24 protein-coding genes are annotated in these 25,629 nt (G+C 47.4%); 16 read left to right on the forward strand and 8 right to left on the reverse strand.

The features are described 5' to 3' along the window. Positions 1-12: 12 nt before the first annotated feature. Positions 13-942 carry a c-type cytochrome gene (locus tag EHS89_RS00320; RefSeq protein WP_211340265.1) on the reverse strand — a complete coding sequence of 310 codons (930 nt, stop codon included), beginning with the start codon at positions 940-942 and terminating at the stop codon, positions 13-15. Between the two features lie 214 nt (positions 943-1,156). Between EHS89_RS00320 and EHS89_RS00325 the strand changes: the two genes are divergently transcribed. Continuing rightward, a complete protein-coding gene (locus EHS89_RS00325; protein ID WP_124924119.1) occupies positions 1,157-2,944 on the forward strand; it encodes a sensor histidine kinase in 1,788 nt (595 codons plus the stop codon). Between the two features lie 19 nt (positions 2,945-2,963). Continuing rightward, complete coding sequence (locus tag EHS89_RS21435) at positions 2,964-3,566, forward strand: response regulator transcription factor (protein ID WP_124924120.1); 603 nt, start codon at positions 2,964-2,966, stop codon at positions 3,564-3,566. A gap of 17 nt (positions 3,567-3,583) precedes the next feature. On the opposite strand, the gene EHS89_RS00335 is transcribed toward EHS89_RS21435, so the two are convergent. Next, positions 3,584-4,120: a hydrolase gene (locus tag EHS89_RS00335; protein WP_124924121.1), complete on the reverse strand. Its 537-nt coding sequence runs from the start codon at positions 4,118-4,120 to the stop codon at positions 3,584-3,586. 84 nt (positions 4,121-4,204) lie between these two features. On the opposite strand from EHS89_RS00335, the gene EHS89_RS00340 reads away from it, so the two are divergent. Then, positions 4,205-5,074 carry a DMT family transporter gene (locus EHS89_RS00340; RefSeq protein ID WP_124924122.1) on the forward strand — a complete coding sequence of 290 codons (870 nt, stop codon included), beginning with the start codon at positions 4,205-4,207 and terminating at the stop codon, positions 5,072-5,074. On the opposite strand, the gene EHS89_RS00345 is transcribed toward EHS89_RS00340, so the two are convergent. Beyond that, a complete protein-coding gene (locus EHS89_RS00345; RefSeq protein ID WP_170167370.1) occupies positions 5,046-7,886 on the reverse strand; it encodes a sensor domain-containing protein in 2,841 nt (946 codons plus the stop codon). The two genes, EHS89_RS00340 and EHS89_RS00345, sit on opposite strands and share 29 nt — an antisense overlap. Before the next feature lie 207 nt (positions 7,887-8,093). Here EHS89_RS00345 and hpaR point away from each other — a divergent pair, with 207 nt between their 5' ends. From hpaR to EHS89_RS00365, 4 genes are all read left to right on the forward strand, one after another. After that, entirely contained in the window at positions 8,094-8,516 is a 423-nt protein-coding gene (gene hpaR, locus EHS89_RS00350; RefSeq protein WP_124924124.1) for a homoprotocatechuate degradation operon regulator HpaR, read from the forward strand. Positions 8,517-8,849: 333 nt separating this feature from the next. Continuing rightward, positions 8,850-9,701, forward strand: coding sequence for a 3,4-dihydroxyphenylacetate 2,3-dioxygenase (gene hpaD, locus EHS89_RS00355; protein ID WP_124924125.1), 852 nt, complete (start codon positions 8,850-8,852; stop codon positions 9,699-9,701). A gap of 51 nt (positions 9,702-9,752) precedes the next feature. Further along, positions 9,753-10,172 (forward strand): GlcG/HbpS family heme-binding protein, encoded by a 420-nt coding sequence (locus EHS89_RS00360; protein WP_124924126.1) that lies wholly within the window; start codon positions 9,753-9,755, stop codon positions 10,170-10,172. Positions 10,173-10,254: 82 nt separating this feature from the next. Beyond that, positions 10,255-11,457, forward strand: a complete 1,203-nt coding sequence (locus tag EHS89_RS00365) for a multidrug effflux MFS transporter (protein WP_124924127.1) — start codon at positions 10,255-10,257, stop codon at positions 11,455-11,457. A gap of 76 nt (positions 11,458-11,533) precedes the next feature. On the opposite strand, the gene EHS89_RS00370 is transcribed toward EHS89_RS00365, so the two are convergent. The 4 genes from EHS89_RS00370 to EHS89_RS00385 form a co-directional block, all read right to left on the reverse strand. After that, positions 11,534-11,914 carry a VOC family protein gene (locus EHS89_RS00370; protein WP_124924128.1) on the reverse strand — a complete coding sequence of 127 codons (381 nt, stop codon included), beginning with the start codon at positions 11,912-11,914 and terminating at the stop codon, positions 11,534-11,536. A gap of 147 nt (positions 11,915-12,061) precedes the next feature. Further along, complete coding sequence (locus tag EHS89_RS00375) at positions 12,062-12,451, reverse strand: 5-carboxymethyl-2-hydroxymuconate Delta-isomerase (protein WP_124924129.1); 390 nt, start codon at positions 12,449-12,451, stop codon at positions 12,062-12,064. A gap of 108 nt (positions 12,452-12,559) precedes the next feature. Then, positions 12,560-14,023: an NAD-dependent succinate-semialdehyde dehydrogenase gene (locus tag EHS89_RS00380; RefSeq protein WP_124924130.1), complete on the reverse strand. Its 1,464-nt coding sequence runs from the start codon at positions 14,021-14,023 to the stop codon at positions 12,560-12,562. A 193-nt stretch (positions 14,024-14,216) separates the two neighbouring features. Continuing rightward, the gene (locus EHS89_RS00385; protein ID WP_229753528.1) at positions 14,217-15,161 is read right to left on the reverse strand and encodes a LysR family transcriptional regulator; all 945 of its coding nucleotides are present in this window, start codon (positions 15,159-15,161) and stop codon (positions 14,217-14,219) included. A 40-nt stretch (positions 15,162-15,201) separates the two neighbouring features. On the opposite strand from EHS89_RS00385, the gene EHS89_RS00390 reads away from it, so the two are divergent. The 3 genes from EHS89_RS00390 to EHS89_RS00400 all read left to right on the forward strand — a co-directional run bounded on the left by EHS89_RS00390 (position 15,202) and on the right by EHS89_RS00400 (position 17,788). Then, positions 15,202-16,083 (forward strand): MBL fold metallo-hydrolase, encoded by an 882-nt coding sequence (locus EHS89_RS00390; RefSeq protein ID WP_124924131.1) that lies wholly within the window; start codon positions 15,202-15,204, stop codon positions 16,081-16,083. Between the two features lie 163 nt (positions 16,084-16,246). Continuing rightward, on the forward strand, positions 16,247-16,816 hold the full coding sequence (locus EHS89_RS00395; RefSeq protein ID WP_124924132.1) for a hypothetical protein: 570 nt from the start codon (positions 16,247-16,249) through the stop codon (positions 16,814-16,816). A 147-nt stretch (positions 16,817-16,963) separates the two neighbouring features. Continuing rightward, positions 16,964-17,788: a molybdenum cofactor biosynthesis F family protein gene (locus EHS89_RS00400; RefSeq protein WP_124924133.1), complete on the forward strand. Its 825-nt coding sequence runs from the start codon at positions 16,964-16,966 to the stop codon at positions 17,786-17,788. A gap of 51 nt (positions 17,789-17,839) precedes the next feature. Here EHS89_RS00400 and EHS89_RS00405 read toward each other — a convergent pair whose 3' ends face one another. Beyond that, complete coding sequence (locus EHS89_RS00405; protein ID WP_124924134.1) at positions 17,840-18,541, reverse strand: helix-turn-helix transcriptional regulator; 702 nt, start codon at positions 18,539-18,541, stop codon at positions 17,840-17,842. A gap of 208 nt (positions 18,542-18,749) precedes the next feature. Here EHS89_RS00405 and EHS89_RS00410 point away from each other — a divergent pair, with 208 nt between their 5' ends. The 6 genes from EHS89_RS00410 to EHS89_RS00435 all read left to right on the forward strand — a co-directional run bounded on the left by EHS89_RS00410 (position 18,750) and on the right by EHS89_RS00435 (position 25,614). Then, a complete protein-coding gene (locus tag EHS89_RS00410; protein WP_124924135.1) occupies positions 18,750-20,021 on the forward strand; it encodes an alginate export family protein in 1,272 nt (423 codons plus the stop codon). Between the two features lie 65 nt (positions 20,022-20,086). Beyond that, the gene (locus EHS89_RS00415) at positions 20,087-21,499 is read left to right on the forward strand and encodes an aldehyde dehydrogenase family protein (protein ID WP_124924136.1); all 1,413 of its coding nucleotides are present in this window, start codon (positions 20,087-20,089) and stop codon (positions 21,497-21,499) included. A 68-nt stretch (positions 21,500-21,567) separates the two neighbouring features. Beyond that, positions 21,568-22,845, forward strand: a complete 1,278-nt coding sequence (gene tyrS, locus EHS89_RS00420) for a tyrosine--tRNA ligase (RefSeq protein WP_124924137.1) — start codon at positions 21,568-21,570, stop codon at positions 22,843-22,845. A gap of 575 nt (positions 22,846-23,420) precedes the next feature. Beyond that, the gene (locus EHS89_RS00425) at positions 23,421-23,897 is read left to right on the forward strand and encodes a universal stress protein (protein ID WP_124924138.1); all 477 of its coding nucleotides are present in this window, start codon (positions 23,421-23,423) and stop codon (positions 23,895-23,897) included. A 45-nt stretch (positions 23,898-23,942) separates the two neighbouring features. Further along, entirely contained in the window at positions 23,943-24,890 is a 948-nt protein-coding gene (locus tag EHS89_RS00430) for a tripartite tricarboxylate transporter substrate binding protein (RefSeq protein ID WP_124924139.1), read from the forward strand. A 151-nt stretch (positions 24,891-25,041) separates the two neighbouring features. Beyond that, positions 25,042-25,614, forward strand: a complete 573-nt coding sequence (locus tag EHS89_RS00435) for a hypothetical protein (protein WP_229753527.1) — start codon at positions 25,042-25,044, stop codon at positions 25,612-25,614. Positions 25,615-25,629 lie beyond the last annotated feature (15 nt).

The raw sequence follows: 25,629 nt of genomic DNA on the forward strand, positions 1-25,629 counted from the left end.
GTTTTAAGTACTCTATGGAATCACTTTATCACCACGAATCTGATCGATATCAAGGCCCCATTTAGCAAAATTACTTCTGACTGAGTGCTTCTCTTCCATCACTATTGAGTTGTAATGGCCCATCTCTTCCCGGGGATATAGAGACTTTTGCAGATCAAAGTCAGGTCGTGGCTGAGCATCCACGTAGATAGAGATATCTACTGCTTCTTCCCGGGTCAGATTGGCATTACCTAGCGGCATGTTATGTAACAGATAAGTCGGTAGCTTCTCAGGTTTACTCAGACCAGCACCAGTATTGTATGAACGCTCACCCCAAACTGGCGGAAACTTCGCTGCAGCCAGACCCTGACCATCGGCCTGGTGACAGGATGCGCACTTTTCAGTGTAGAGCTTCTGACCATTAACATAATTGTCATGGGTCGCTGATTTGATCATTGGTAAGACCCAGCCTTTTCCCCACCACTCAGCGGTATAGAAAGGGTTTACCGGTTTTTTAGCATTCATAGTGACCGGTAAGCCTGAAGACAACCAGGTAACATAAGTCGCCATTGCAACGGATGCTTCTGTGTCAATAATAGGTCGTTTACCATTCATGCTGCGCATGAAGCAGTTATTAATACGATTTTGCAGGGTCTGTACTGTTTTCTCACGGGGTGAATACGCAGGAAAGGCTGTGGCGGTCCCAATAAAAGTCCCGAGAGTTTTTCCTTTACCGCCCTGCAAGTGACAATTACTACAAGTCAGATCATTACCAACCATGCCTTTAGTCAGCTCATGGGTATTGGTATTGAAAATAATATCCTCACCCAGCTTTACCATTCTGCCTAGTTCGCCGTCTGGATAAACAGTGGGTGCATCAGGGATCTCTGTATTCGCAGCTGAGAATCCATTCATACTGACCAAACAGGCCAGTGAAAACAGCAACGCTTTTTTAGTGTTCATGACAGTTCGCCTTTTTTCTCTGATCCAATTTTCAAGTCAGGAGAACGGCACAGTTTTTTTTACCGTTTTAACCTGCTTTTCAAAGAGTTATCAGACTGTTAATGTCTGATGACTTACCTTTGATTCTCAGCATAGTGAAACTGGACAAAGCGGTATATTGTGGTCAACCACATTTGGTTGTAGAACGTTGACTTATGTCAACAAGGAAATTTGAATGGTACAACTGCTGATAGGAATTCTCATGACAGGGCTGGCATTATGCAGCCTTGAATTACCCGCAGCGGACCTGCCCCAAAAGCAGCTTAAGCCTGAACTTAAGGTCGCGGTATTAGCTTTCAGAGGCCGGGAAAAAGCGTTGTTGCGCTGGGATTCAACCATGGAGTACCTTACTCAACAACTACCCGGTTACAGGTTCAAAGCAATACCTATGAATCTTAGTCAACTCGATGAAGCAGTTATTAAAAATGACATTGATTTTGCCATCACTAACTCAGGCCAGTATGTACGGGTTGGTTCTAAATATGGAATGAGCTGGATCGCAACCCTCAAATCCCGCAAGCATCCGGGAAAAAAAGCCGTGATTGGTTCTGCTCTCGTTGTAAAAAACGATTCACCATACCAGACACTTGCTGACCTGGAAGATGCCCGGCTTGGCGCTGTCGATTCTCAGGCATTTGGTGGCTTTCAAATTTACTGGGGCGAAATGTTACAGCAGGGTTATAAACCTGAACGTTTTTTTAGCCAGATTAAGTTCTCCGGTTTTCCGGTAGGTGTATTAGCTTTCTGGGTCAGAGATGGCATGGCTGATGCCGCCGTATTGCCGGCTTGCACACTAGAAACAATGATCAAAGAAGGCTTGATACAGGCGGATGAAATACGGGTTATCGATAGCAAATCACACCCTGATTTTAACTGTAAGAGCAGCACGAACCTTTATCCTAACTGGTCTTTTTCAGCGCTAAAAAACAGCCCTGAAGAGATCACTGAACAGGTCGCACAGGCATTACTCTTACTGCCTTCAGATTCACAGGTAGCAAAAGATGCAGGATCACTAGGGTGGACAACACCGGTAAGCAGCCATGACATCCACAACCTTTATGATCGCCTCGACATCCACCCCTGGCAGGAACCCTGGTGGCAGGAGCTCCGGCGCTGGTTGTTACAAAACTGGCACTGGACACTGGTGATTTTACTGCTGCTCATCGCAGGACTTGTACATCACATATGGATACAGTTCATGGTACAAAAGCGTACCCGGGAGATTCATCGAGTCAACGAAGAGCTCTTACATCAGCAACAACAACTCGAACATGCTCAACGAGTCGCTATTCTCGGTGAGCTTTCGTCAGACCTGGCTCATGAATTGAACCAGCCACTCTCAGCCATAAATAATTACGCTGAAGGTGGCATTATACGCCTGAGTAGACAAGACGATGACCAACAGATGACTAACCTGCTTAACCGTATAAGCAATGAAGCACAGCGGGGAGCTGAAATAATCAAACGGATTCGGGGGTTTGCCCGCCAGGAAAAAATTCAACGTAAGAATATCGATCTGATTTCCTTGATCCGGGAAACGCTCAACCTATTGGATTATGAGATTAGAAAATATAGCGTAAGTCTTAATCTCAACTTACCCGAGCAGCCACAGAATCTTCTTATTGATCCTATTGAAATACAGCAACTGCTGGTCAACCTGATCCGTAACAGCCTTGAAGCGATGGACAATCAGCAAGCTGACTCTGTGCTGACTATTAGTCTAAAAAAGCAGAACGCTGAACATGTCATACTTTCTATCGCTGATACCGGGTGTGGTATTGATGAGAAGGATACAGAGAATCTGTTTAAAGCGTTTCACTCCTCTAAACCCGATGGCATGGGTCTGGGCATGTCTATCTGTAAACGGATAGTCGAAGCCCACAATGGCAATATTTCAATTATGCCAGGTCTGGCCAGAGGCACGGTGGTAACCTGCAGACTCCCGATCACTGCGGATAAATGAACTGATAACAGGATTAGTCATGGATAACCATTCAGAAGTACCCGTCTATCTAGTCGATGACGATCACTCCGTACGCGAAGCCCTGCGCTACGTTCTGGAAGGCTACGGCCTGAAAGTTGTAGATTTTGACTCGGGAGAGGCCTTTTTAGATCAGATTAACCTGAGTCAACCAGGCTGCCTGATTTTGGATAGCCGCATGCCGGGGCTCAGTGGTCAGGACGTTCATCAAAAGCTTAACCAGAACGATGCTTGTCTGGACGTTATTTTTCTCACAGGTCATGGTGATATGCCTATGGCGATCAAAGCATTCAGAGAGGGTGCCTGTGATTTTCATCAAAAGCCGGTACGGGCAGCTGATCTGCTCCCCAGTATTGAAAAAGCCCAGCTCAACTCTGCTGTCAGGAGCCAAAAACAAAGTTGTAAAAAGCGCTTTGATACATTAACGGAGCGAGAACGTCAGTTATTTGAGCTGGTTGTCAAAGGAGTGATTAATAAACAAATTGCTGATCAGCTATGTATCTCGGTCCGTACCGTTGAAGTTCATCGCTCGAAAATGATGGAACGTCTGGGCGCCTCAAATATTACTGAGTTAATTAAAATAGCTGAACTGATCAAAGACTGAGACGATTGTTCAGTCACTTATCTGACCAGAGGCAGGATCTGTCTGAAATGTTCCGACGCTGAGTCCTCAGTCAGCTCAAACAAACACATTTCTGAACTGGTCAGCGTTGCACCGAGATGACACATCTTATCAATACCCAATTGACGGTTGGCTGCCGTCCTTGAAGAAATGGCATCCGTTATCAACTCGACCTCGAATCCCTGGGTTAATAATCCGGCGACTGACTGATACACACAGACATGACTTTCAATCCCACATACCAATAACTGACTTACATTCAACTGCGCAAGCGCCTCTTTCACCTGCTGACTACCGCAACAACTAAAGGTTGTCTTGGTCAGAGCAGACTCCGTCAGTAGTTCGCTGATCTCAGGTACCGTCTGCCCTAGTCCTTCGGGGTATTGTTCAATACAGATAACCGGTATATCTAGAATCCGGGCACCCCGGATACAGCGTTGCACATTGGCAATCACCTGCTCTGAATTCTCAACTATACGAGCCAGGCTGCCCTGAACATCAATCACCAATAACGCTGTTGTTTGTCGGTTTAACATATACAATGCCCTTCCGTTTTTTTTATTTTACAGTCTGGGGTAAATGCTTTAGGCAGTACCACTTTACTATGTATCGGAGATTTAATGCACCCTGAATATCTGAAGGGCTTTTTGATGACGGCCCTGGGCGTTCTGATTCTGAGCTTTGATGCCCTGCTAATCCGGTTAATAGAAGTTCACTCTTTCAGCCTACTGTTCTGGCGGGGGTTACTCATGGCGCTGATGGTCGCTCTATGGTGCCGTTATCGAAACCCTCAACAACCGCTATTCAGCACCGACTGGCCTTTCATCCGATCCGTCGTCCTGTTTACTATCAGCTCCATTCTGTTCGTGTCCGCTATCAATCAAACGTCTGTCGCTAATGTGTTGGTTATCATCAGTGCGCAACCCTTATTTGCCGCACTCATCGCACGGCTGTTTATCGGGGAAAAATCAGCCGCTGTCACCTGGATCTCTATCGTCATAAGTATGCTCGCCATCATCTGGGTAATGAAAGATTCATGGTCCAGCCCCCATCTTATAGGCGACCTGATGGCGCTGTGCTGTGCTGTGGCGTTGTCTGCCAAGTTCGTCAATGATCGGGCCGTTAGCCACCGGGATATGACACCCGCACTGATAAGCGCAGGCCTGCTTATCAGCTTAACCGGGCTAATTTACGGCTCACCCGGCGAACTGACCGGCAACGACTGGGGCTGGATGCTATTACTCTGCGTAGTGGTAATTCCCATCGCCTTTGTTCTAATCACTTTAGGTCCTACCCGTATATCGGCTGCAGAAGTCGGAATGCTCATGCTGCTGGAAACCGCCTGTGGTCCCCTGCTGGTATGGATATTTCTCAGTGAAGCCCCGGGAACGGCAGCGTTACAAGGTGGCGCGGTAGTCATTACCACCCTGTTATTGCATGGGCTTATACAGTGGCGACGGGCTAAGAACGTTCGGTCTTTGAAGACATAAGTGAAAAGAACGCCTGCTTCGGTACAGCCTTACTGAACAGAAAGCCCTGAGCATAATCACAGGCCTTAAGGGCCAATAAATCCAGTTGTTGCTCCGTCTCAACACCTTCTGCCACTACCACTAACTCAAGGCTATGCGCCATTGCTATGGCTGCATTTACCAATTCAAGATCAGCTTTGTCGTGGGTAATATCCCTGATAAAGCTCCGATCAATTTTCAATGCATGAAAAGGATAATTTCGTAGGTAGCTGAGAGATGAATAACCGGTACCAAAATCATCCATGGCGATATGTACACCTTTACTGATCAGTTGTTTAATCGCTGCCTCAATAATGGAATAACCGGTCATCAACACGCCTTCGGTAATTTCCAGAGTCAGTGAAGTGGCTGGAAATTTATATTGCTTAAGTAATTTAAACAGATATTCAGGAAAGTCGGCATTGCGTAACTGCCTGGGCGATATATTAACGGCTATATGAAACCCCGGAAGCGATTCAGCCTTGATTGATGCGGCCATTTTAAGTGACTGCTCTAATACAAAATTGCCGACCTGAATAATACCGCCCGTTTTCTCGAGTATCGGTATAAACTCATCAGGATAAACCGGACCAATACCGCTAGGGTGCCATCTCAGCAGGGCTTCGGCAGAAGTAATTTCCCGGCTACCAATATGTAATACCGGTTGGTAATGTACTTCGAACTCATCGCGTTCAAGCGCATTGTATAAAAGCTCTTCAAGCTGCAACTGGCGAGCAACCTGTAAATTCATCGCCTCAGTGTAAAACTGAAACACATTGCGCCCTTCCTGCTTAGCCGCATACATTGCGGTATCAGCATTACGTAACAGTTCAGCTGAATCTTTACCGTCTGACGGAAAGCAGGCAATCCCAATACTGGTTGTTGTAACTATTTCACGTTTATCCATGGTAAATGGTTGTTGAAAAAGCAACAGGATCTGTTCGGCAATCTGGGCGGCTATATTGATGTCACTCAGATCACTCAATAGCACAATAAACTCATCACCCCCTAAACGGCCCACGGTATCGGTTCCCCGTACCACCGATTGCAATCGGGCTGCTGCGCTAATCAGCAGACTATCGCCGGCATCATGGCCAAGAGAATCATTTACCCGCTTAAAATCATCAAGGTCTAAAAAAAGAACCGCGATACTATGGTCATTTCTTTCAGCCTCTTTAATCTGCTGGCCTAAACGGTCCAGACAGAGAAAGCGATTAGGCAGCTGAGTTAAGCTATCATAGTGCGCCTGATGGAGAATTTTATCCTGCTGGGCTTTCAGTTCAGTGATATCTTCTTTAACGGCAAGATAGTGATGAACCTGTCCCTGATCATCCTGTACCGGGGCTATTTGAACCCGCTCCCAGTACAAACTCCCGTCTTGTCTGCGGTTCTGAAATTCACCTTTCCAGGCTTGCCCGGATAACAAGAGTTGCCACAGCTGCTGATAATAGCTAACAGGCGTCAGACCGGATTTCAGGAGACTGGCATTTCGGCCAACAACCTGATCAGCGCTATAACCTGATATTTCCTCAAAATTGCTATTTACATATTCAATGCGGGCATGAAGGTCCGTGATTACAACTGAGACAGGGCTTTGTTCAACGGCCTGTAGTAATATTTTCATCTGCTTCTCAGTCGCTTTACGGGCAGTGATATCCCGGGCGATAACAAGGATACAGTCCCGCCCTGCAATTTCTGCACAGCGCATCTGAGCCTCAGTCCATAGCAGATGACCATCTTTGTGTTTAGCGTGCCACTGAAACTTTACCTCTTCACCGGCTAACGCCCTGCCTAGTAATGCATTGGCCTCCTCCTGAGTATAAGGCGGCACGTTTGAGCTAAGCTCAGATACCGCCAGAGAGCGGACCTCTTCCGGGGTATAGCCATACATTTCCTCAACCACGTTATTGGTTTTGATAATATCCCCGGTCGCGGCATCATGAACAAAGATAGCTTCTGTTACATTATCAAAAATCTGATGAAACTCTGCCTCACTATTACGCAGGTCTTCTTCTATTTTTTTCTGCTCAGTGATATCTGTCCCAATAGCAAATATTGAGTGATCATCTATGTCCGCCGTTGCTGACCAGGCAATAGTTCGATAACTGCCGTTTTTGTGGCGATAACGGTTAACAAAATACAAAGTTTTGTAACCCTGATCTAAACGCTTCATTTCTGTCAGGGTTGCAGTTAAATCGTCAGAATGAACAAGGTTAAAAAAACTTTGTCCCTGCAACTCTTCAGGCGAGTAACCCAATAATGTCTGCCAACCCGGGTTGAGCTGTAGCATTACCCCTTCTATTGAAGCAATAAGATGCAGATGCAGTGATTGAGAGAAGAAGTTTTGCAGATGTTTTTCAGCCCGATAACGATCAGATATGTCCCGCACAATCCCCTGTAACAGAACCTGATCATCAAATTCAATTCGGCGTAACACTACTTCAGTAGGAAAAACATAACGACCATCTAAAGTCTGATGCCACCACAGAAACGTAGGGCACTCTCCCTCCATTAAAGCCATCTGCACTTTCTGCATTGCTACTAATTTTGAAGAAGATCCGTCGGGCTGAAACTCTGGTGAAATAGCATCGGGCATCAAGCCCAATAGCTCAGATTTATTGGCGACACGAAACATGGTTAAAACGGCTGGATTACAATCGACGAACCCCTGAGAATCGACGATAAAAATACCGTCTGGAGATGCGTCAAATAAGGTTCGAAACAAAGACTCTGTTCGATTAATGGTGGAAACACCTTCGGTTTTCCGTCCGTCTTTAACTATATTCTGGGCCATAAACCTACCAGATAATTCACACAAAAATGACAAAACAACAGTACTCAGCCCCCCCATTATGTCAGTCAAACCGCAGGCTGACCTCAATCAATCCTGGGTCAATTAACCATTATGGGAGACAATCTATATCCCCTTGTTTTATATCAGTACTTGCAGAATGTTCTTAATCTGTTAACAATTGGCATATCTGACCTGAGAAAAGAACTAATGCGCAAATTTAATGACTCCCTGCCCCTGCAACTGCTAAAAGCCCGCGAAGCTTCAATGCAGTTTTTCCGTCCCCTGCTACAGGAAAACAGTATCACTGAGCAGCAATGGCGTGTACTGCGTGCTCTGAAAGCCTATGGTGAACTTGAATCCAAACAGCTGGCAGAACACTGCTGCATTCTTAGTCCTAGCCTGACCGGAATTATTAAGCGTCTGGAACAACAGGGCTATATCAAGCGCCGCAAGTCTGAAGAAGACCAGCGTCGCACCCTGATCAGCCTGACAGAGCAAGCATTAGACTTGTTTGAACGGATCAGCCCGGACGTAGATGCCCGTTACAAAGCGTTTACCGACCAGTTTGGCGAAGAGAAATTACTACAACTGGCTGAGTTGCTGCATGATCTGACCGAACTAAAGCCATAAGTTCCGTTTATTGCAGGCTCAGATTCACAACTGGCTTTAATCACAGATTAAAGCCAGAGACTGCGTGACATATCCCTGATTACAAGCTGCTTCAGTTAACAGCATTCATACGCTACCCTTACTTCTAAAATACAGACTATTCATCGAACCTAAGTTTCAGATCAAACACCGAGGCAACAGGTAAAAAAGATACTTGACATTACTTAATATGTTATCTAATCTCAGGTACATAATTAATATGTTAAGTATTAAATTCTGGTGTCAGCCTGGTAGATCAATACGTCCCCCTACCAGATTGACAATTACTGATAAAAATTGAGATGAGGTTACACAATGGGTGAGATTGTACTAGCTGCGAAAGTTACGCACGTACCAACCATGCTACTGTCCGAGCAGCCTGGCCGCCTTGAAGGTTGTCGTCAGCAAGCAATTGACGGTCATAAAGAGATCGCCCGCCGTGCCCGTGAAGCAGGAGCTGATACTGTTGTTGTTCTGGATACCCACTGGCTGGTAAACAACGGCTACCACGTTAATTCCCGTGATCACTTCAAAGGGGTTTACACCAGTAACGAATTCCCACATTTCATCCAGAATATGGAATATGAATACCAGGGCAACACCGCTCTGGGTGATCTGATTGCTGAGAAAGCGACTGAGAAAGGTGTTTACACTTTATCTCACCAGGTTGAATCTCTGGATCTGGAATACGGTACTCTGGTACCAATGCGCTATATGAACCCTGAAGGCGACCTGAAAGTAGTTTCCGTTGCTGGCTGGTGTACTGTTCATAGCATCGAATCTTCCCGCATTCTGGGTGAAGCAATTCGTGAAGCGATTGAAGCCAGTGACAGCAAAGTTATGCTGATCGCTTCTGGCTCTCTGTCCCACGCTATCTGGGCTAACGATGATTACGAAGCCAATAACGGTACTTTCACTATTTCGAAAGAGTTTAACCGTCAGGTTGACCTGCGCGTGCTGGACCTGTGGCAACAGGGTGAAAACGCTACTTTCCTGAAGATGCTGCCAGAATATGCGTCTCTGTGCAGTGGCGAAGGCGGTATGCACGATACAGCGATGCTGTTCGGCGCTCTGGGTTGGGACAAGTACGAAGGTAAAGGTGAAGTGATCGGCGAATACTTCCCAAGCTCTGGTACTGGCCAGGTTAACGTTGTTTTCAGTCTGTAACTGATTAACTGAACAGGTAAAGGAGCTCCAAAAGAGCTCCTTTTTTTATATATGATTATTGAACAATACAGTCTAGATTCAGAGCATGCCGCAACGCTTTGCAAAACAGCTAACCAGTACGCCTCTGATCATAATCTCAGAATCTGCTGCTGGGTATTAGATCCCCATGGTAATCCACTAGCAATGCAGCGCCATAATCAGGCAGCCCTGGCTTCCACTGAGATCGCTCGAAAAAAAGCATGGACGGCGGTCAGCTTTAAAATCCCAACAGATCAATGGGAACAACGATTAAAAAAGCAGCCGCACCTACTAAATAATCTGATGAACCAGGATGGTATCGCCATGTTTGGTGGTGGTTTTCCGATCTTCCATAACGATCAGCTTATCGGTGCTATAGGTGTGTCCGGTGCTTCTGAGCAGCAGGATGTGGATTGCGCACAGCACGCCCTGAACACTATAGTTCTGAGCTGATTATCTGCGTTTTCCACCCAGACAAAACAATTCCCCTTAACCCTCCTCATCTGTAGGGCAGAGGGAACAGGATAAACAACCGATGACCGCGAACGGTATTACTGGCAAAAACAAAACAACACCGGTTTCATTACTTGCCGGTATGGCGATCGCCAGTCCCGTTGCTCTAAACATATTCGCCCCGATCATGCCGGAACTGGCTGTCCGATTTAATACCAGCCCCTTCACTATTCAGCTGGGATTTACGCTTTACCTTTTTACCCTGGCTGTTGGTCAGTTGATTAGCGGACCGCTGGCTGATCGCTATGGCCGCCGCCCGGTACTTCTATGGGGCTTTGCCCTGCATATAGCAGGTTGTGTACTGGGAATAATGGCCGCTGAAGTCTGGCAACTGTTGCTTGCCAGGGTGCTGCAGGCAGCTGGTGGCTGCACCGGAATGTTGCTTGCACGCAGCATCATTCTCGATCAACACGGTAAAGACCGGGCCGCAGGTATGCTTGGCTATATCACCCTGGGAATCGCCACAGCACAAGCGATAGCCCCTACGCTTGGCGGCTATCTTAACCTGGCTGGCGGCTGGCAGACGGTCTTCTGGCTGTCGATGGCGCTAGGCTCTGTGGTATGGCTGGGCGCACTATTTCGCCTGCCCGAATCAGACAATCATTCTGCAGCCACTGGCTTTCTGAATAGTTTTAAGCGCTATAACACTGTTCTGTCGTCACCCAGCTATATCTGGTACGCCCTGTCCAGCACGATGATTGCCAGTGGCTTCTTTATCTTTATTACCAGCGCACCTTTTGTCGTCGCTAAGCACTTACAAGGCAGCGCTGTCGATTACGGTAACTGGTTCCTGCTAGTTGCCGGTGGATTCTGGCTAGGCAGTCTTACCGCGGGGAAAATATCAGCCCGTACTGGCACCGACCAGATGATCAAACTGGGCAACAGTATTTCAGGCGTAGCGAGCCTGGCCATGCTGATTATGTTCATGACCGCACCACCCGCCTATCTGAGCCTGTTTCTTCCTATGGCGCTGTTTACTTTTGGCCGGGGATTAAGTCAGCCGAATGCTCAGGCCGCTGCGATATCCTCCACCAGCGGAGCAAAAGCAACAGCGACCGGTATGCAGGGATTCTTTCAACTGATGATAGGTTCAATGATGGCTCAGTTAACCCCGCTACTGATGCTGATGGGACTTACCGTATTGCCGCTGGTACTGATCGCTATGGTTGTACTGGCTGCCTACTTCTATCACAAGGGCGCACAGAGCTCACTGGAAGCCTCTTGAGCAACCTAGTTAGTAGTTCTATTTGATGGTCAAAGGTGGCTCAAAGCAACTATCTGACAGGTTATCTACTGAATGATCAGTCTAACTCGTAGTCGTGGGTAATAATCTCAAGCACATGGCCATCCGGATCTGCAAAATAAGCCCCCCGACCGCCATATAAATTATTATGAACACCGCTGTTCAGGTCTGAGGGGCTACTACCGTAAGGAACACTCTTTGCCTGCAGATGAGCGATGATAGTATCAAACTCGGTATCGCTGACCTTAAATGCGTAATGCTGAGGCGTGAAATGCTGACGGGCCATAAAGTCCAGCGTCAAACTAGAGTTCACTTTAACAACAGCAAAGTGCCCCCACTCCTTAACAAATTCAAACCCGAATACCCGAACATAAAACTGCGCCGCTGCCAGGTTATCACGGCAATACACGATAGTATGATTTAAGGTAATTTCAGGCATAAAACAGTATCCAACGATGGCTTTTACATGCAGCAATCAACACTTCAATACTGTTTATATTAGCAATTTATCGGCATAACACCGATACATAAAAAAGCAGGACGAAGCGCTAAGCCCGGTCCTGCTTGAATAAAGCGATGATAGAACTTACTTCTTGTCGGCCAGCTTCTTATGGATATTGTTCAACCGGTAGTTACGCTCCGGGTGCAACTCGATCATCTCAAAACCAATACTCATCCAGCGCTTTTCAAAGGCGGGCTTCAGACATTCCGTAAATGTTTCAAATATCTTATCACACGCGGCCTTCAGTACTTCAGGTTCCCGCCCGGAGCCTACTTTCGCGGTCAGATGTACAAAAGTATTTTCCGGATCACCTTCACCTACGCGAAAGTGCTCACAACGTACAGCGCGGGTACGAATTCCGCCAATTGGGAATACTCCGGTGCCTATCGCTGTTTCATTCAGTTTTTCAAACAGTGCCGGGATATCCAGATCTTCATCGAGGTTGGCTGAATATTCCATAATAAAATGCGGCATTTTAACTCCTGTACACCTAATAACAGATGTAAAATCTTAACTTACAAATACGAAAAAAGCGCCGCAACCCTTTCAGGCAACGACGCGCTTAATCACTGAATTATATGCTTATCGGTTAAGGCCACCGATACAGATATACTTAGTCTCAAGGTAATCATCCAGGCCATACTTAGAACCTTCGCGTCCCTGACCCGACTCTTTTACACCACCAAACGGAATCAGTTCTGAGCTGATTGCGGTTTCGTTAACCCCAACCATACCGTAGTCGATACCTTCTGACACGCGCCAGATACGGCCCATATTCTCAGTATAAACATAAGCAGCCAGACCAAACTCAGTATCATTGGCCATGCTGATCGCCTCTTCTTCAGAAGAGAACTTAAATACCGGAGCAACAGGCCCAAAGATCTCTTCGCTGAACACCCGCATCTGATCATTTACATTGGTCAGGATGGTCGGCTCGTAGAAACATGCACCCTGCGCACCAGGCTGACCGCCGATCACGACATTGGCACCTTCTTCTACTGCTTGCTGAACTTTGGCATGGATATCTTTAGCCGCTTTTTCAGTAATAACCGGACCATGGGTGGTATCACTTTCAAAGCCATTACCGATACGGAAGCCACTGACCGCCGCTGCTAATTTTTCAACAAAGACATCGTAAATACCTTCCTGAACCAACAAACGGTTAGCACAGATACAGGTCTGACCGGAGTTACGGTACTTAGCAGCCAGTGCTCCGGTAACAGCCATATCCAGATCAGCATCATCAAAGATAATTAACGGCGCATTACCGCCCAGCTCCATTGATGTACGCTTAACCGTATCAGCACATTGCTTCATCAGCAGTTTGCCTACTGGCGTTGAACCGGTAAACGTTAACTTCTTAACCGTTGTATTGGAGGTCATTTCACCACCAATAGCCGGTGCATCCATACCTGGAAGTACGCTCAGCAGACCCGCAGGCAGGCCCGCGCGCTTAGCCAGCTCAGCCAGCGCCAGTGCAGAAAGAGGTGTTTCTGCCGCAGGTTTAAGCACCATGGCACAACCAACCGCCAATGCAGGCGCCGCTTTACGGGTAATCATCGCATTAGGAAAGTTCCATGGTGTGATGGCCGCCACAACCCCTACAGGCTGCTTAATTACAACGCCACGACGATCCGGAGTTGAAGGGATCATATCACCGTAAACCCGCTTACCTTCTTCTGCAAACCACTTAATATAAGAGGCGCCGTAAGCCACCTCACCGCGGGATTCAGCAACTGTCTTACCCTGCTCTGCAGTCATAATCACAGCCAGATCTTCGGTATTAACAATGATCAGACGATGCCACTCTTCCAGAATCTCGCTGCGCTGTTTTGGTGCCAACGCCTGCCAGAGAACCTGGGCTTTATCAGCCGCTTCAATAGCACGCTTAGTTTCAGCAGCACCAACACTTGCCACATCCGCCAGTTTCTCACCGGTCGCTGGATTTGTTACAGCAAAAGTCTCACCCTTATCACCGTCTACCCACTCGCCATTAATAAAAGCCTGAGCTTTTAACAAAGAGGAATCTTTCAGTTCAAATGTCATAGCAATCTCTTCTAACGTTATCGGGCAATACCGACCCTGTGAAAGTTATGCTATATACAATAATCGAATTTAGTTAATAAGTTAAGTACTTTCTTTCATTGGACTACCCTGTTATTTGTGTCTGGTACCAAATACAGTAGCCTGATCATGAAAAGGTAACGTACAGATAGTGAAATACAATAAGTTGATAATGCTAAGCCAGTGACTCAACCAACATATCAATCATCGCCCGCAGGGCTTTAGACATATGCTGCCTGGAACTATAGAGCCCGTAAATCCCTAGTACCTGAGGCTGATAATCCGGTAATAATCTTACCAGCCTGCCGGCTTCGATATGCGCCAAAACGGAGTACTCTGGCTGCATTGAAATACCGATACCGTCCAGTGCTGCCTGTAACAAAGCTGATGGGTCATTAGCCGTCAGGTTACCACTGACCGGTATTGAGCTTACCCCTTCTTGATGATCAAACAACCACAGGCTCTTACCAAACCGGGAATAGGTCATGCAGTTCAGTTCTGTCAGATCCTCTAACTGAGAAGGCGTCCCGACTCTGTCCAGATAGTCGGGTGCAGTACAGACAACCGAAGCACATTCACCCAATTTACGTGCGATCAGATTCGGGTCCAGTTCATTGGTAATTCGGATAGCAAGATCTATACGTTCTTCGATCAGATTGACCGCCTGGTTGCTTACATGCAGGTCGATATCAACACCGGGGTAACGCTCAAGATAAGTCTTAAATACCGGAATCAGGATATCCTGACCCAGACTGGGTGGACAACTAATTCGTAAGCGCCCTTGTAGCGGGGCCTCTTCTATATCGAAACTGTTACTCAGTTGCTCAGCGATACTCAGTAATTGCCGACAATATTTCTGCACCTGCTCCCCGGCCGGGGTTAAGCTCAAACGACGGGTCGAGCGGTGTAATAAACGGGCCCCGGCCCAGTCTTCAATTTCAGCCAGATAGCGGGTAACCATCGAGCGTGACATATCCAGACTCTCTGCTGCCGCAGTCAGACTACCCCGCTCAACTATAGCCACATAGACGTTAGCGGCTGTGATTCGATCCATAATATGCTCGATATACGCAACAGTGTTTTGCTTAATAGTCGGTTTATCGGTCGAATTTTGCAACATATAGTTTGCTCAACAACTTAACATCGATGAGGTAAACCTTATGACTCTCTCACTGAAACAACTTAGCGCGACAGCAATACTGACTGCCTGCTCGGTCCTATCAACGGTGCAGGCTGCTGATCTGACACTGAAGGTATTTAATCCAGGTGATAAAAGCCTGTTCCCGGTAACTTCAACACTTATTACAGGCCCTACTGAGGCAGTACTAATCGATGCTCAGTTCCAGCGTGATGATGCCCAGTCAGTACTGAAAATGATTCAGGAAAGCGGTAAAGAGCTTAAAACTATCTATATCAGCCATGGCGATCCGGACTTTTACTTCGGCCTTGATGTGATTTCCGATGCCTACCCCAATGCATCGATCGTCTCATCGCCAGAAACCTTGAAGCATATCCGCGCAACCATCGATCGTAAAATCGGCTACTGGGGACCAATCCTGGGTAAAAACGCACCCCAGAAAACCATCATTCCTTCACTACTGAAGAGCAACACACTAACCGTTGATGGTGAAGAACTTAATATTATTGGCTTGAACGGTCAGGACCCTAAGCATACCTTCGTCTGGATACCATCCATAAAAACGGTTACCGGAGGGGTTATCGTTTATGAAAAAATGCATGTCTGGATGGCCGATAATCAGACCGCTGAATCCCGCGATAAATGGCTGCATAGTCTGGATAGAATGCTCAGTTTAGAACCAGAAAAAATCGTTCCCGGCCATTATTCCGGTACCAGTTCTATGAACACTGAAGCAATCGAATTCACGCAACAATATATCCGGACTTTTGAGGATTCAGCCATTGCTGCTAAAAGCTCAATGGAGCTGGCTGAGGAGATGAACAAAAAATTTCCAGAGTTTGCTAAAAATGCCACGCTGGAGTTGAGTGCAAAAGTAATTAAAGGCGAGATGCAGTGGCCATAAGCCCGGCCAGTACGCTTTTAAACAGCTAATAATCCGATGGGCATTATCCTGCCCATCGGCTCAAACCAAGAGATGCAATATGAACTAAGACATTCGCTCTGCCTCTGAATTAACCCTGATTTACGATACTTGCTGCGGCTGGTGTTATGGTGCATCGAAAATAGTGGAAGTACTGTGCGCCACAGGCGTACCCGTTCAGACGCTGCATCGAAACCTGTTTCAGGGCCCACATGCACATCGAATGGGCGATGGTTTTGGCCAGACAGCCCAGCAATATGATCAGCGTATCGCCAAACTGAGCGGAATGCCGTTCAGCCCAACTTATAAGCAAAACATCTTGCAGAACGATGATGAGATACTGGATTCCGGCATGACTGCGCGGGCAGCGGCTCTGGTGCGACCGCTTGGAGCTAAGGCGGAAATGTCTCTGGCATACAGGCTCCAGGTTGCACGCTTTATTGAAGGTATTTCGGCCAGTGATCCGCAACCGGTAGTGACCGCACTACAAGATTTTTATCCCGGGTGGACCGAAATTCAGTTACTACAAAAACTGAATGCTGATACGACTATCACTTTGACTGCAGTCATGGCAAAAAAAGCCTCAGCAATATCAAAACAGAGGGGTGTTCAGGGTGTACCCACACTCATCAGACATTTGAAGGGCGAGCCAGAGGTAATTGATGTAGGTCGATTTTATCACTCGCCGGACACCATAACCGGTTTAATCTACTGAGCCATCATAATGATCTTCAGACTTAACCGTACTATCTGAGCCAGACATTTCTACAACTCAATCTTCTGATTGATATGCCTGTTATGAGTCACATGCCAGCATAGCTCTATAAACCAACATCCAGACAGAGCAATAATAGGAGATAGAATGAATAACATTACCGAGTGGGTTCAGGTTGGCGAACTGGCTGAGGGTTTCGCCTCTGATGCTAACACCCTTGAATACACCGATGACCTGGCAGGAAAAATCATAGATCTGCACTTTGAAGATGGCTCTGTGATCAGCCACAGGTTCCTCTGCGGAAGCTCTCTGAACTGGCAATATAAAGATAAGCCTGACACTGCGCCAACTAATGAGATATATACAGCCACTTCACTGCGTAAAGATATCTATCTGGTTAATTTCATTAAATCTAAAGAAAATGCGACCAGCATTAGTATTGTGCTGAATCTTGAAACAGCTAATGCCACGGTGTTGATTGGCAAGCTACCAGACGAACAGGACACCATGCGTCCGGTATATCAACGGGTCAATGCAGGTGATCTGCTAACACCGGTCAATGCTGACTTTATACAAGCCAAGATTAATGCCCCCTACTCAGCAGGTGATGGCCACCAAACTACCGATGAACTGATAGGCAAGCGGGTACAATACAGATACAGCCCCCACGAATGTTACGAGCATATTTATCTGAACAATAATTATTACACCTGGCAGTGCCTGCAAGGGGTCGAAAAAGGTCTGGCTGAAACCGACCTCTGTCACTACTACAAAATTGCTGAAAACCTGTATTTCTTTGTCTGGCGCGAAAAAGTAATTCCTACTCTTGGAGTTATCATGATCGATCTGGAGCGAATGAAAACCACCGGTAATATTCTTGGATATGACGGCACTGACTTCAACAGCCTGAATAACTTCCCTGTTGGTGCCTATGCAACCATTCTGAACGAGACAGTTCATCCTCTTGATTGACTGACCGATCTCCCTGTCGTCCGGCTTTGGGCTCGGGGAGATAGTTTTGGGTTAGTCCTGCAGATCCCGCAATACTTTTGCCACCAACTCACTGCGGGACTGCACCTCAGTTTTTTGAAATATATGATGCAGATGTGTTTTCACAGTTGCCAGGCCCAGACTAAGTTCAATAGCTATCTCTTTATTAGTTACGCCACTAAGCAATAATTCGACTACATCAATTTCACGTTCAGTCAGCCCATATTTATCTGATACTGATTGACGCTCCTGCCCCCGCTGAGGCAGATAGACCGATTGCAGGCTATATTCGAGAAAAGGTTGCAGGTTATTTAGTAACGTCAATTCAGTTGTTGAAAAATCACCTAACTCTTCCTTCCGCAACATAGTCAGTACTGCAATGATCTGACCTTGATGACGAAAAAACATATCTGCCACATAACGATGATTATTGGGCACCATAAACTCCTGAAAATAGATCGTCTGCTTAAGAAGATGTGGCGCCATCTGTGAGTCCAGTGTTACTACCCGCTCCTCACTGCTATGAAATCGTTCTGGATTGAGCGGATCCATTTTGCCGTAGGACGCAGAGTACTCTTTCTCAATGTTAGACCTTCTGTTGAACACAACAGCACCCCGATGTTGCATATCCGGTTCAACCAGAAAGAATACTGACTCACTCAACTGCAACAGGCTGTTTACCAATTCCAGCGCTTTACGCTGAAACTCATTTGGAAGCTTGTTATCGGCGATCATAGTTTCAATTCTCTAATTATTTTTTTCTATTCAAGCCCCGGCGACAAAGTTTTGCAACAGCGCGCAGCTGCAGATCAACCATATGGTTGATTACTTTTTTCACTGATTCCCGCTGCAATATGCCTGATGCATCTAAGTAGGGATCAGCCCCTTCGATCTTTACTAATGCAATAACAAAAAAAATCATATTCCCCGGAGGATCAAGTCGATGCGACTTAACTTTAAACGCAAGCTCTCTGCTGTAACCCTTGGCGCAGCCGTAGCTCTGGCTTCTGGCTCAGCATCTGCCTATAACCTGTATAGTGAAAACGGCTCAGAACTGAACCTGGATATCGAAGCGATTGTCGGTACGTTCAGCTCTGAAGAGAACTACTTTGGTAAAACAGGTAAGGGTTCAACCTGGCAGGAAGCTTATCTCAAAGCAGGTTTCAGCGGCAGCAAAGCCGTAACTGATAACAACGCCATCTACGGTGGAATTAACTTCGTCTCCTCCGGTACCTGGGGTGACGGCGATGCTGGTGGCAATACCGATGGCAGCGAGCGCCGCACAGCGCTTGAAGATGCTTATGTTGGTTATCGTACCGATATGATCGATATCTCTTTCGGTAGCCAGAACTTTACCATCGGTGATGGTTTCCTGATTAATGGCGACTCCCTTAACCTGGGTGAAGGAGTATTTCCAGGCTCTGACCGTGGTGGCGCTTATTGGCTGGCTGCCCGTAAAGCATTCGATAAAACGGCAATCGTCCGTATTGGTGGTGAAGAAGGCCTTCGTGGAGACCTGTTCTGGCTCGATTCAGACAATACCGCTCAGGCAGAGATGGAACTGGGTGGCCTGAATATTGAGTATGTCACCGATAAGGGTACCTTCGGAGGTACCTATATCAAGGGACTTGATGCAACCGGAAACGCAGCCCGCAATGGCCAGAAAACGGTTAGCGTTCGTTATCAAGGCAGCGCCGGTGTCGAAAATCTGTTCCTGTCTGCAGAGTATGTTGATCAGTCTCAGGGGGATAGCTCTGCCGATGCCAACGCCTGGTACACAGAAGCGGGCTGGACCTTTGCCGATGTAACCTGGGCACCGCAGCTGACCTACCGCTATACCAACTACGATGAAGGCTTTGACTCACTGTTCTTTGGCTTTAACCGCGGCTACGGCACCTGGTTCCAGGGTGAAGTTGCAGCCAACTACGGCGGTCCATTTGGCTCTTCTGCCAACATCCATCATGTTAGTCTGAAAGCTTTCCCGAGCGAAACCCTGGCAGTAGGCGCCCTGTGGTTTGATTTCAACGACTCCACCACTTTTGGCGCTAACTCCGAAGGTCAGGAACTGGATATCTACGCTGAGTGGGTAGTCAACGATCATCTGATTATCAGCCCATTGATCGGTATCTACTCTCCGGATAGCGACAACACAGCTCAAACCAGCAGTAACTCTGACAATGTTTACGCTCAGGTTCTGGCCATCGTACCGTTCTAAAACATAGATAAATAATAACGAAACAGGGCCCTTGTAAAGGGCCCTATTGTCCGAGGAGTTGAATAATGAATAATGAATTTTCTCTGATTATTAATGGCGAAAAAGTGGCCGGCAGTGCTGGTAGTTTTGATGTAATCAATCCTGCTACAGAGGCAGTCGTTACAACCGCTCCTTTGGCATCAGTTGAACAACTGGATAACGCGGTTGATTCAGCTAACACCGCCTTCAAAACCTGGCAGCACAGCAGCGATGAAGAACGCAGTACAGCGATGCACCGTATTGCCGATCGCATAGAAGCAAACGCTGACGAGCTGGCAGAAATTATTGTAATGGAACAAGGCAAACCTATGTTCCTGGCACAGGCAGAGGTAGGCGGTGCTGTGGCCTGGACCCGCTACAATGCCGACCTGGAAATCCCGGTTAAAATCATTGAAGACAGTGAACACAAACGCATCGAAGCACATCACAAGCCTTTAGGTGTAGTTGGTTCTATCACCCCATGGAACTGGCCATTGATGATTGCGATCTGGCATATTATGCCAGCCCTGCGTACCGGCAACACGGTGGTGTGCAAGCCCTCCGAATACACTCCGCTGAACACCCTGCGCTTAGTTGAAATCATCAATGAAGAACTCCCGGCAGGTGTCGTAAACGTAGTAACAGGCCATGGAGAAATCGGTGGTGCGATGAGTGCACACGAAGGAATCAGTAAGATCGTTTTCACCGGTTCAACTCCCACCGGTCAGCGCATTATGAGCAGCGCTGCCGGCAATCTGAAGCGTTTAACCCTTGAGTTGGGCGGCAACGATGCAGCAATCATTATGCCCGACGTTAACGTAGACGCCATTGCAGAAGGCATTTTCCAAACATCATTTCTAAATATGGGACAGACCTGTGCCTGCCTGAAACGATTGTATGTGCATGATGATATTTATGATCAGTTGACCACTAAGCTTGCTGAGATTGCTCAGGCGCAGGTGGTAGGTGACGGCATGCTGGCAGGTACTACCTTTGGCCCTGTTCAGAATGCTAACCAGTTCCGTATCGTCAGCGAACTGGTGGAAGACGCGAAACAACAGAGAGCCATCATTCTCTGCGGTGGCGAAGCTCTGGCGGGCAACGGTTTCTTCTACCCCCCCACAATAGTTACCAATATCAGCGATGGAACCCGCCTGGTTGATGAGGAACAGTTTGGCCCGGTACTACCGGTGATCCGTTTCACCGATGTTGAAGATGCTGTGGCGCGGGCAAACTCTGCCAGTGTTGGCTTAGGTGGTTCTGTATGGTCTGCTGATATCAAACAGGCACAAAAGATCGCCAGTAAGCTGGAGTGCGGTACCGCCTGGATCAATGGCCATGCTGAAGTTCTGCCCCATGCGCCGTTTGGCGGTTGCAAAATGTCCGGCTTCGGCGTCGAATTCGGTGAAGAGGGGATGTTGGAATATACCTTGATGCAGGTACTTAATATCAATAAGTAGCCCCATCGCAGCTTAAACAGGGGGCATTAAAGCCCCTTTTTTATACCTATAAGTAAAGAAATAATGCCATGACAGATAACAACCTGATAGATGATCTAAAAGGTCGAGGCCTTATCGCTCAACAGAGCGGTGAAGCCAATGCACTTAACAAACACCTAAGCGAGCCCCGCACTCTGTATTGCGGATTCGATCCCACCGCCGATAGTCTGCATATAGGCCACCTGGTACCGCTACTGATGCTGAAACGCTTTCAAATGGCGGGCCACAACCCGGTCGCACTGATCGGCGGTGCCACCGGTATGATCGGCGATCCCAGCTTCAAAGCAACAGAGCGCTCGTTAAACTCTGTTGACCTGGTTGATCAGTGGATTGAAAAAATCGGTAAGCAGCTAGCCAAATTTATCGACTTTGAATGCTCTGATAACAGCGCACAAATTACCAATAATCTGGACTGGATGGGACAGATGGATATCATGTCCTTCCTGCGGGATATCGGTAAGCACTTTTCGGTTAACGCGATGATCGGCAAAGAGTCGGTGCGCCAGCGTATCGAACGCCCCGATCAGGGCATCTCTTTCACTGAATTCTCATACAGTCTGCTTCAATCATACGACTTCGCAGTCTTGAATCGTGATCATAACTGCTCTATTCAGATCGGCGGTAACGATCAGTGGGGTAATATTACTGCTGGCATAGACCTGACCCGGCGACTCAATAGCAATCAGGTATTTGGTCTTACCCTGCCACTTATCACTAAAGCCGATGGTACTAAGTTCGGTAAAACCGAATCCGGCGCCGTCTGGCTTGATCCGGCGAAGACCTCTCCCTACAGTTTTTACCAGTTCTGGATAAATACTGCGGATAGCGATGTTTATCGCTTTCTGCGTTACTACAGTTTTCTGCCCCTGACTGAGATCGAATCCATCGAAGCGCAGGATAAAGTCAGCGGAGAAAAACCTAAGGCGCAGCAGATACTGGCTGAACAGATGACCCTTCTGGTGCATGGCGAAACAGCTTTACAGCAGGCAAGAAGCATCTCGGAAGCCCTGTTCGGAGGTCATACCACTACACTCAATGAAGCTGAATTCAGTCAGTTAGCATTGGATGGCATCCCCTCATCCAACATCAGTACCGAATTCAGTCTGACAGATGCTCTGGTTGAATCAGGTCTGGCTCGCTCCCGACGTCAGGCCCGAGAATTTATCAGCAGTGGCGCGGTACAACTAAACGATCAGCCTGCTTCCGATCCTGAGCAGCAACTAACCCCGGAGAATGCCATCTGGCAACGTTATCAGCTTCTGCGTCGCGGGCGAAAAAACTACCACCTGTTCCTGATAAGCAACTAATCAACCTTTTGGCTGATTATCATAACCGTGCTAACAACGTTTAATGATCAGGTCTGCTACTCCTGGCTCAGCAGATCGTTTTCAACCCGGTTTCTGAGTACCGCACTCAGCTTCATCGGTTGGGTTGAGTTCACACTTCTTCCATTGAAGATTTTTATAGCTCGCTTCGGCGAGCTCTTTTTTCGATATCTGAAGCCTCACCTCTGCTTCTTACTTCCCAATCACTATTCAAAAGAAGCCTTGCCACAAACAGATAAAGATCAACCCTTTGGTCGATACATAACATTCTCCGTTCACTATTTAATTGATAAATCTGCTGCGAACCTATCTGGGCAGATATTTCATCTCTTCAACTTCAGGCCCCTCTAGCCTGTTGTTGAAGGCTGGTTGTGCACCCTCCTCTGTCATGGCGGAGCACGTTTCGGGCCTGGCTACAGGCCCGTTTTTTCTACCACAACAGGACAGAAAGCTACGACTAAAGAAATACCGAACGTCAACCATACGGTTGATATTCAGATCGACCCGATTCATCTGTAATAAAGATTAATAATAAATAACTGCCTGAAGAGCTGTTTATGCTACCTGAAATCGACACCATTCTTTATGCCTCAGATATAAGCGAAGGCAGCCGTCCGGCATTCCGTATGGCCGTGAAGCAGGCATTAAAAAATAATGCCCGGATCATATTTCTTCATGCGATAGAACCTATGTCTGCTGAACGGGTGGAAGATTATCTGCCAGCCAATGCCAACCGTAAGCATACAGCGCAATTGATGGCGAACTATAAAGCCCGCATCGAATCCCGAATTCAGGGCTTTCTGGAAAGTGAACTGGAAGTAGGCAGCCAACTGCCCCACCCTCCGGTCGTTAAAGTTATCACCGGCAAACCGGACAAGGTAATCCTTCGTGCAGCCATAGGCCTCAGAGCCAGCATGATCGTAATGGGAGACCGGGAGAGCTCTGCAATTTCAAGGGTATTTCTCGGCTCTACTGCTCAAAAAGTTATCCATCAAAGTAGCGTACCGGTATTGATAGTGCCGCTCAAAAAATGACCGAATAATACTTAAGATATTAATGTAAAACCCTGAGAGGAAAATATGAAAAAAATAATAAAATTATGTGCTGTTGCTGCTCTGGTAGCTGCTCCTTTAGTAAGCTCAGTCAGTGCTGCTGCAGACTATCCTAACCGTCCGGTTAAATTTGTAGTGCCCTGGCCTCCCGGTGACCTTGAAGATATCCTGACCCGCATGATCGCAGAAGATATGGCGAATGAAACAGGCAAGCCGGCTTCCGTAGTAAATAAACCTGGCGGCGGTGGCATTATCGGTGCAGCTGATGTTTCCCGCGCCCGTGCTGATGGCCTGACCATCGGCTCATTTGTTGCCGATATCCTGACTACCCACCTATTAGCAGGCAACGCGCCTTACGAGAAAGATACCTTTGAACCGGTTGGTATCTTCCTGGACTACCCTTTTGTTCTTGCTGCGAAAGCCGATGCGCCATACAACAACGTTAAAGAGCTGGCTGAATACTCGCAGAACAACAAAGTAAGCCTGGGACACTTTGGCTATCAGGCGCTGCCTACAGCTATCACCTTTAAAGCTGCTGCACAGGAAAACATTAACTTTTCCTCAGATGCCGCCTTTGATGCCAACGATTGCTCCACCCTGGCGAATGGCGATGCTGACGTGATCAACACCACCACTCAACTGATCCTGGCATGCATCAACTCCGGCGAAGTTAAGCTGCTGGCCTCTCTGACCCGTGACCGTCTGAGCATTGCTCCTGATGTCGCGACCCTGAATGAGCAAACCGGCATTAGCCAGACTACCTGGAACGGCCTGTTCGTTAAGAAAGGCACTTCTCAGGAGATAAAAGATCGCATTTCTGAGATTGCTCAGAAAGCCCTGGCTACAGATCGCGCGAAAGAGATCGGTGCAACCACCGGTGCCGGTATCTTCTGGGTATCTGGCCCAGCTGCTGAAAAGGTCGTCGCTGACGACTACGACGCTGCCAAAGGGCTGCTGGCATTCATGAAAGAATAAGTAAGCAAGCAACCTGTTACTGCGGTCGGGCTCGGCCGCAGTCTCTGAGACCGCCCTGAAGCGCTTTTAACTGATCATAGAGAGCTTTTCAGAGTCGCCTTTAAGACGAGCTTTGATAATAACTATAACTACAAACCGGTTTTGAATTGCTATGAATACAAAATCATCTGCTGCAGATACCCTCAGTACTGAAATCGAAATTAAAGTAGAAGAACGCCATTACGGTATCTACTGGATCATTTTGCTGGGAGCCTGCACATTACTTGTCTTGCTACCCTCTGAAGCCTCATTGGTTAATACTAAACGGGGCTGGTTTATTCAACCTATGTTCGGTGCCGGGCTGGGAATAAGTATTGTCGCGGCCTTTGCGGCAATTCGGGTTATCCAATCGCTGCAGCAGGGTTACCTGAAACAATTTAGCCTTATCGAAGAGCTGTCAGGCGCCCTGAGTAATTACCGTACTGCACTGTTTTCTGCGTCTCTGTTTTTTCTCTACATCAATACGCTGTCCGTGCTTGGTTTTATCCTCTCTACCCTGATGTTTGTATTTACTCTCCTCTGGCTTAGCCGGCTATTTAACCGTACCTGGATACTGGCAAGCGTCTTTACCCTGCTGGCTATGGTGCTGATTTTCCGGGTCGCAGTCAGCGTTTGGCTACCGGACGTCTGGCTTTACGGCCTGCTGCCTGATCAGTGGGCAGACTTTGCAAATCAATATCTTTAAGCAGGTGAACTGACA

Source organism: Amphritea balenae (assembly GCF_003858655.1).
Classification (GTDB): Bacteria; Pseudomonadota; Gammaproteobacteria; order Pseudomonadales; family Balneatricaceae; genus Amphritea; species Amphritea balenae.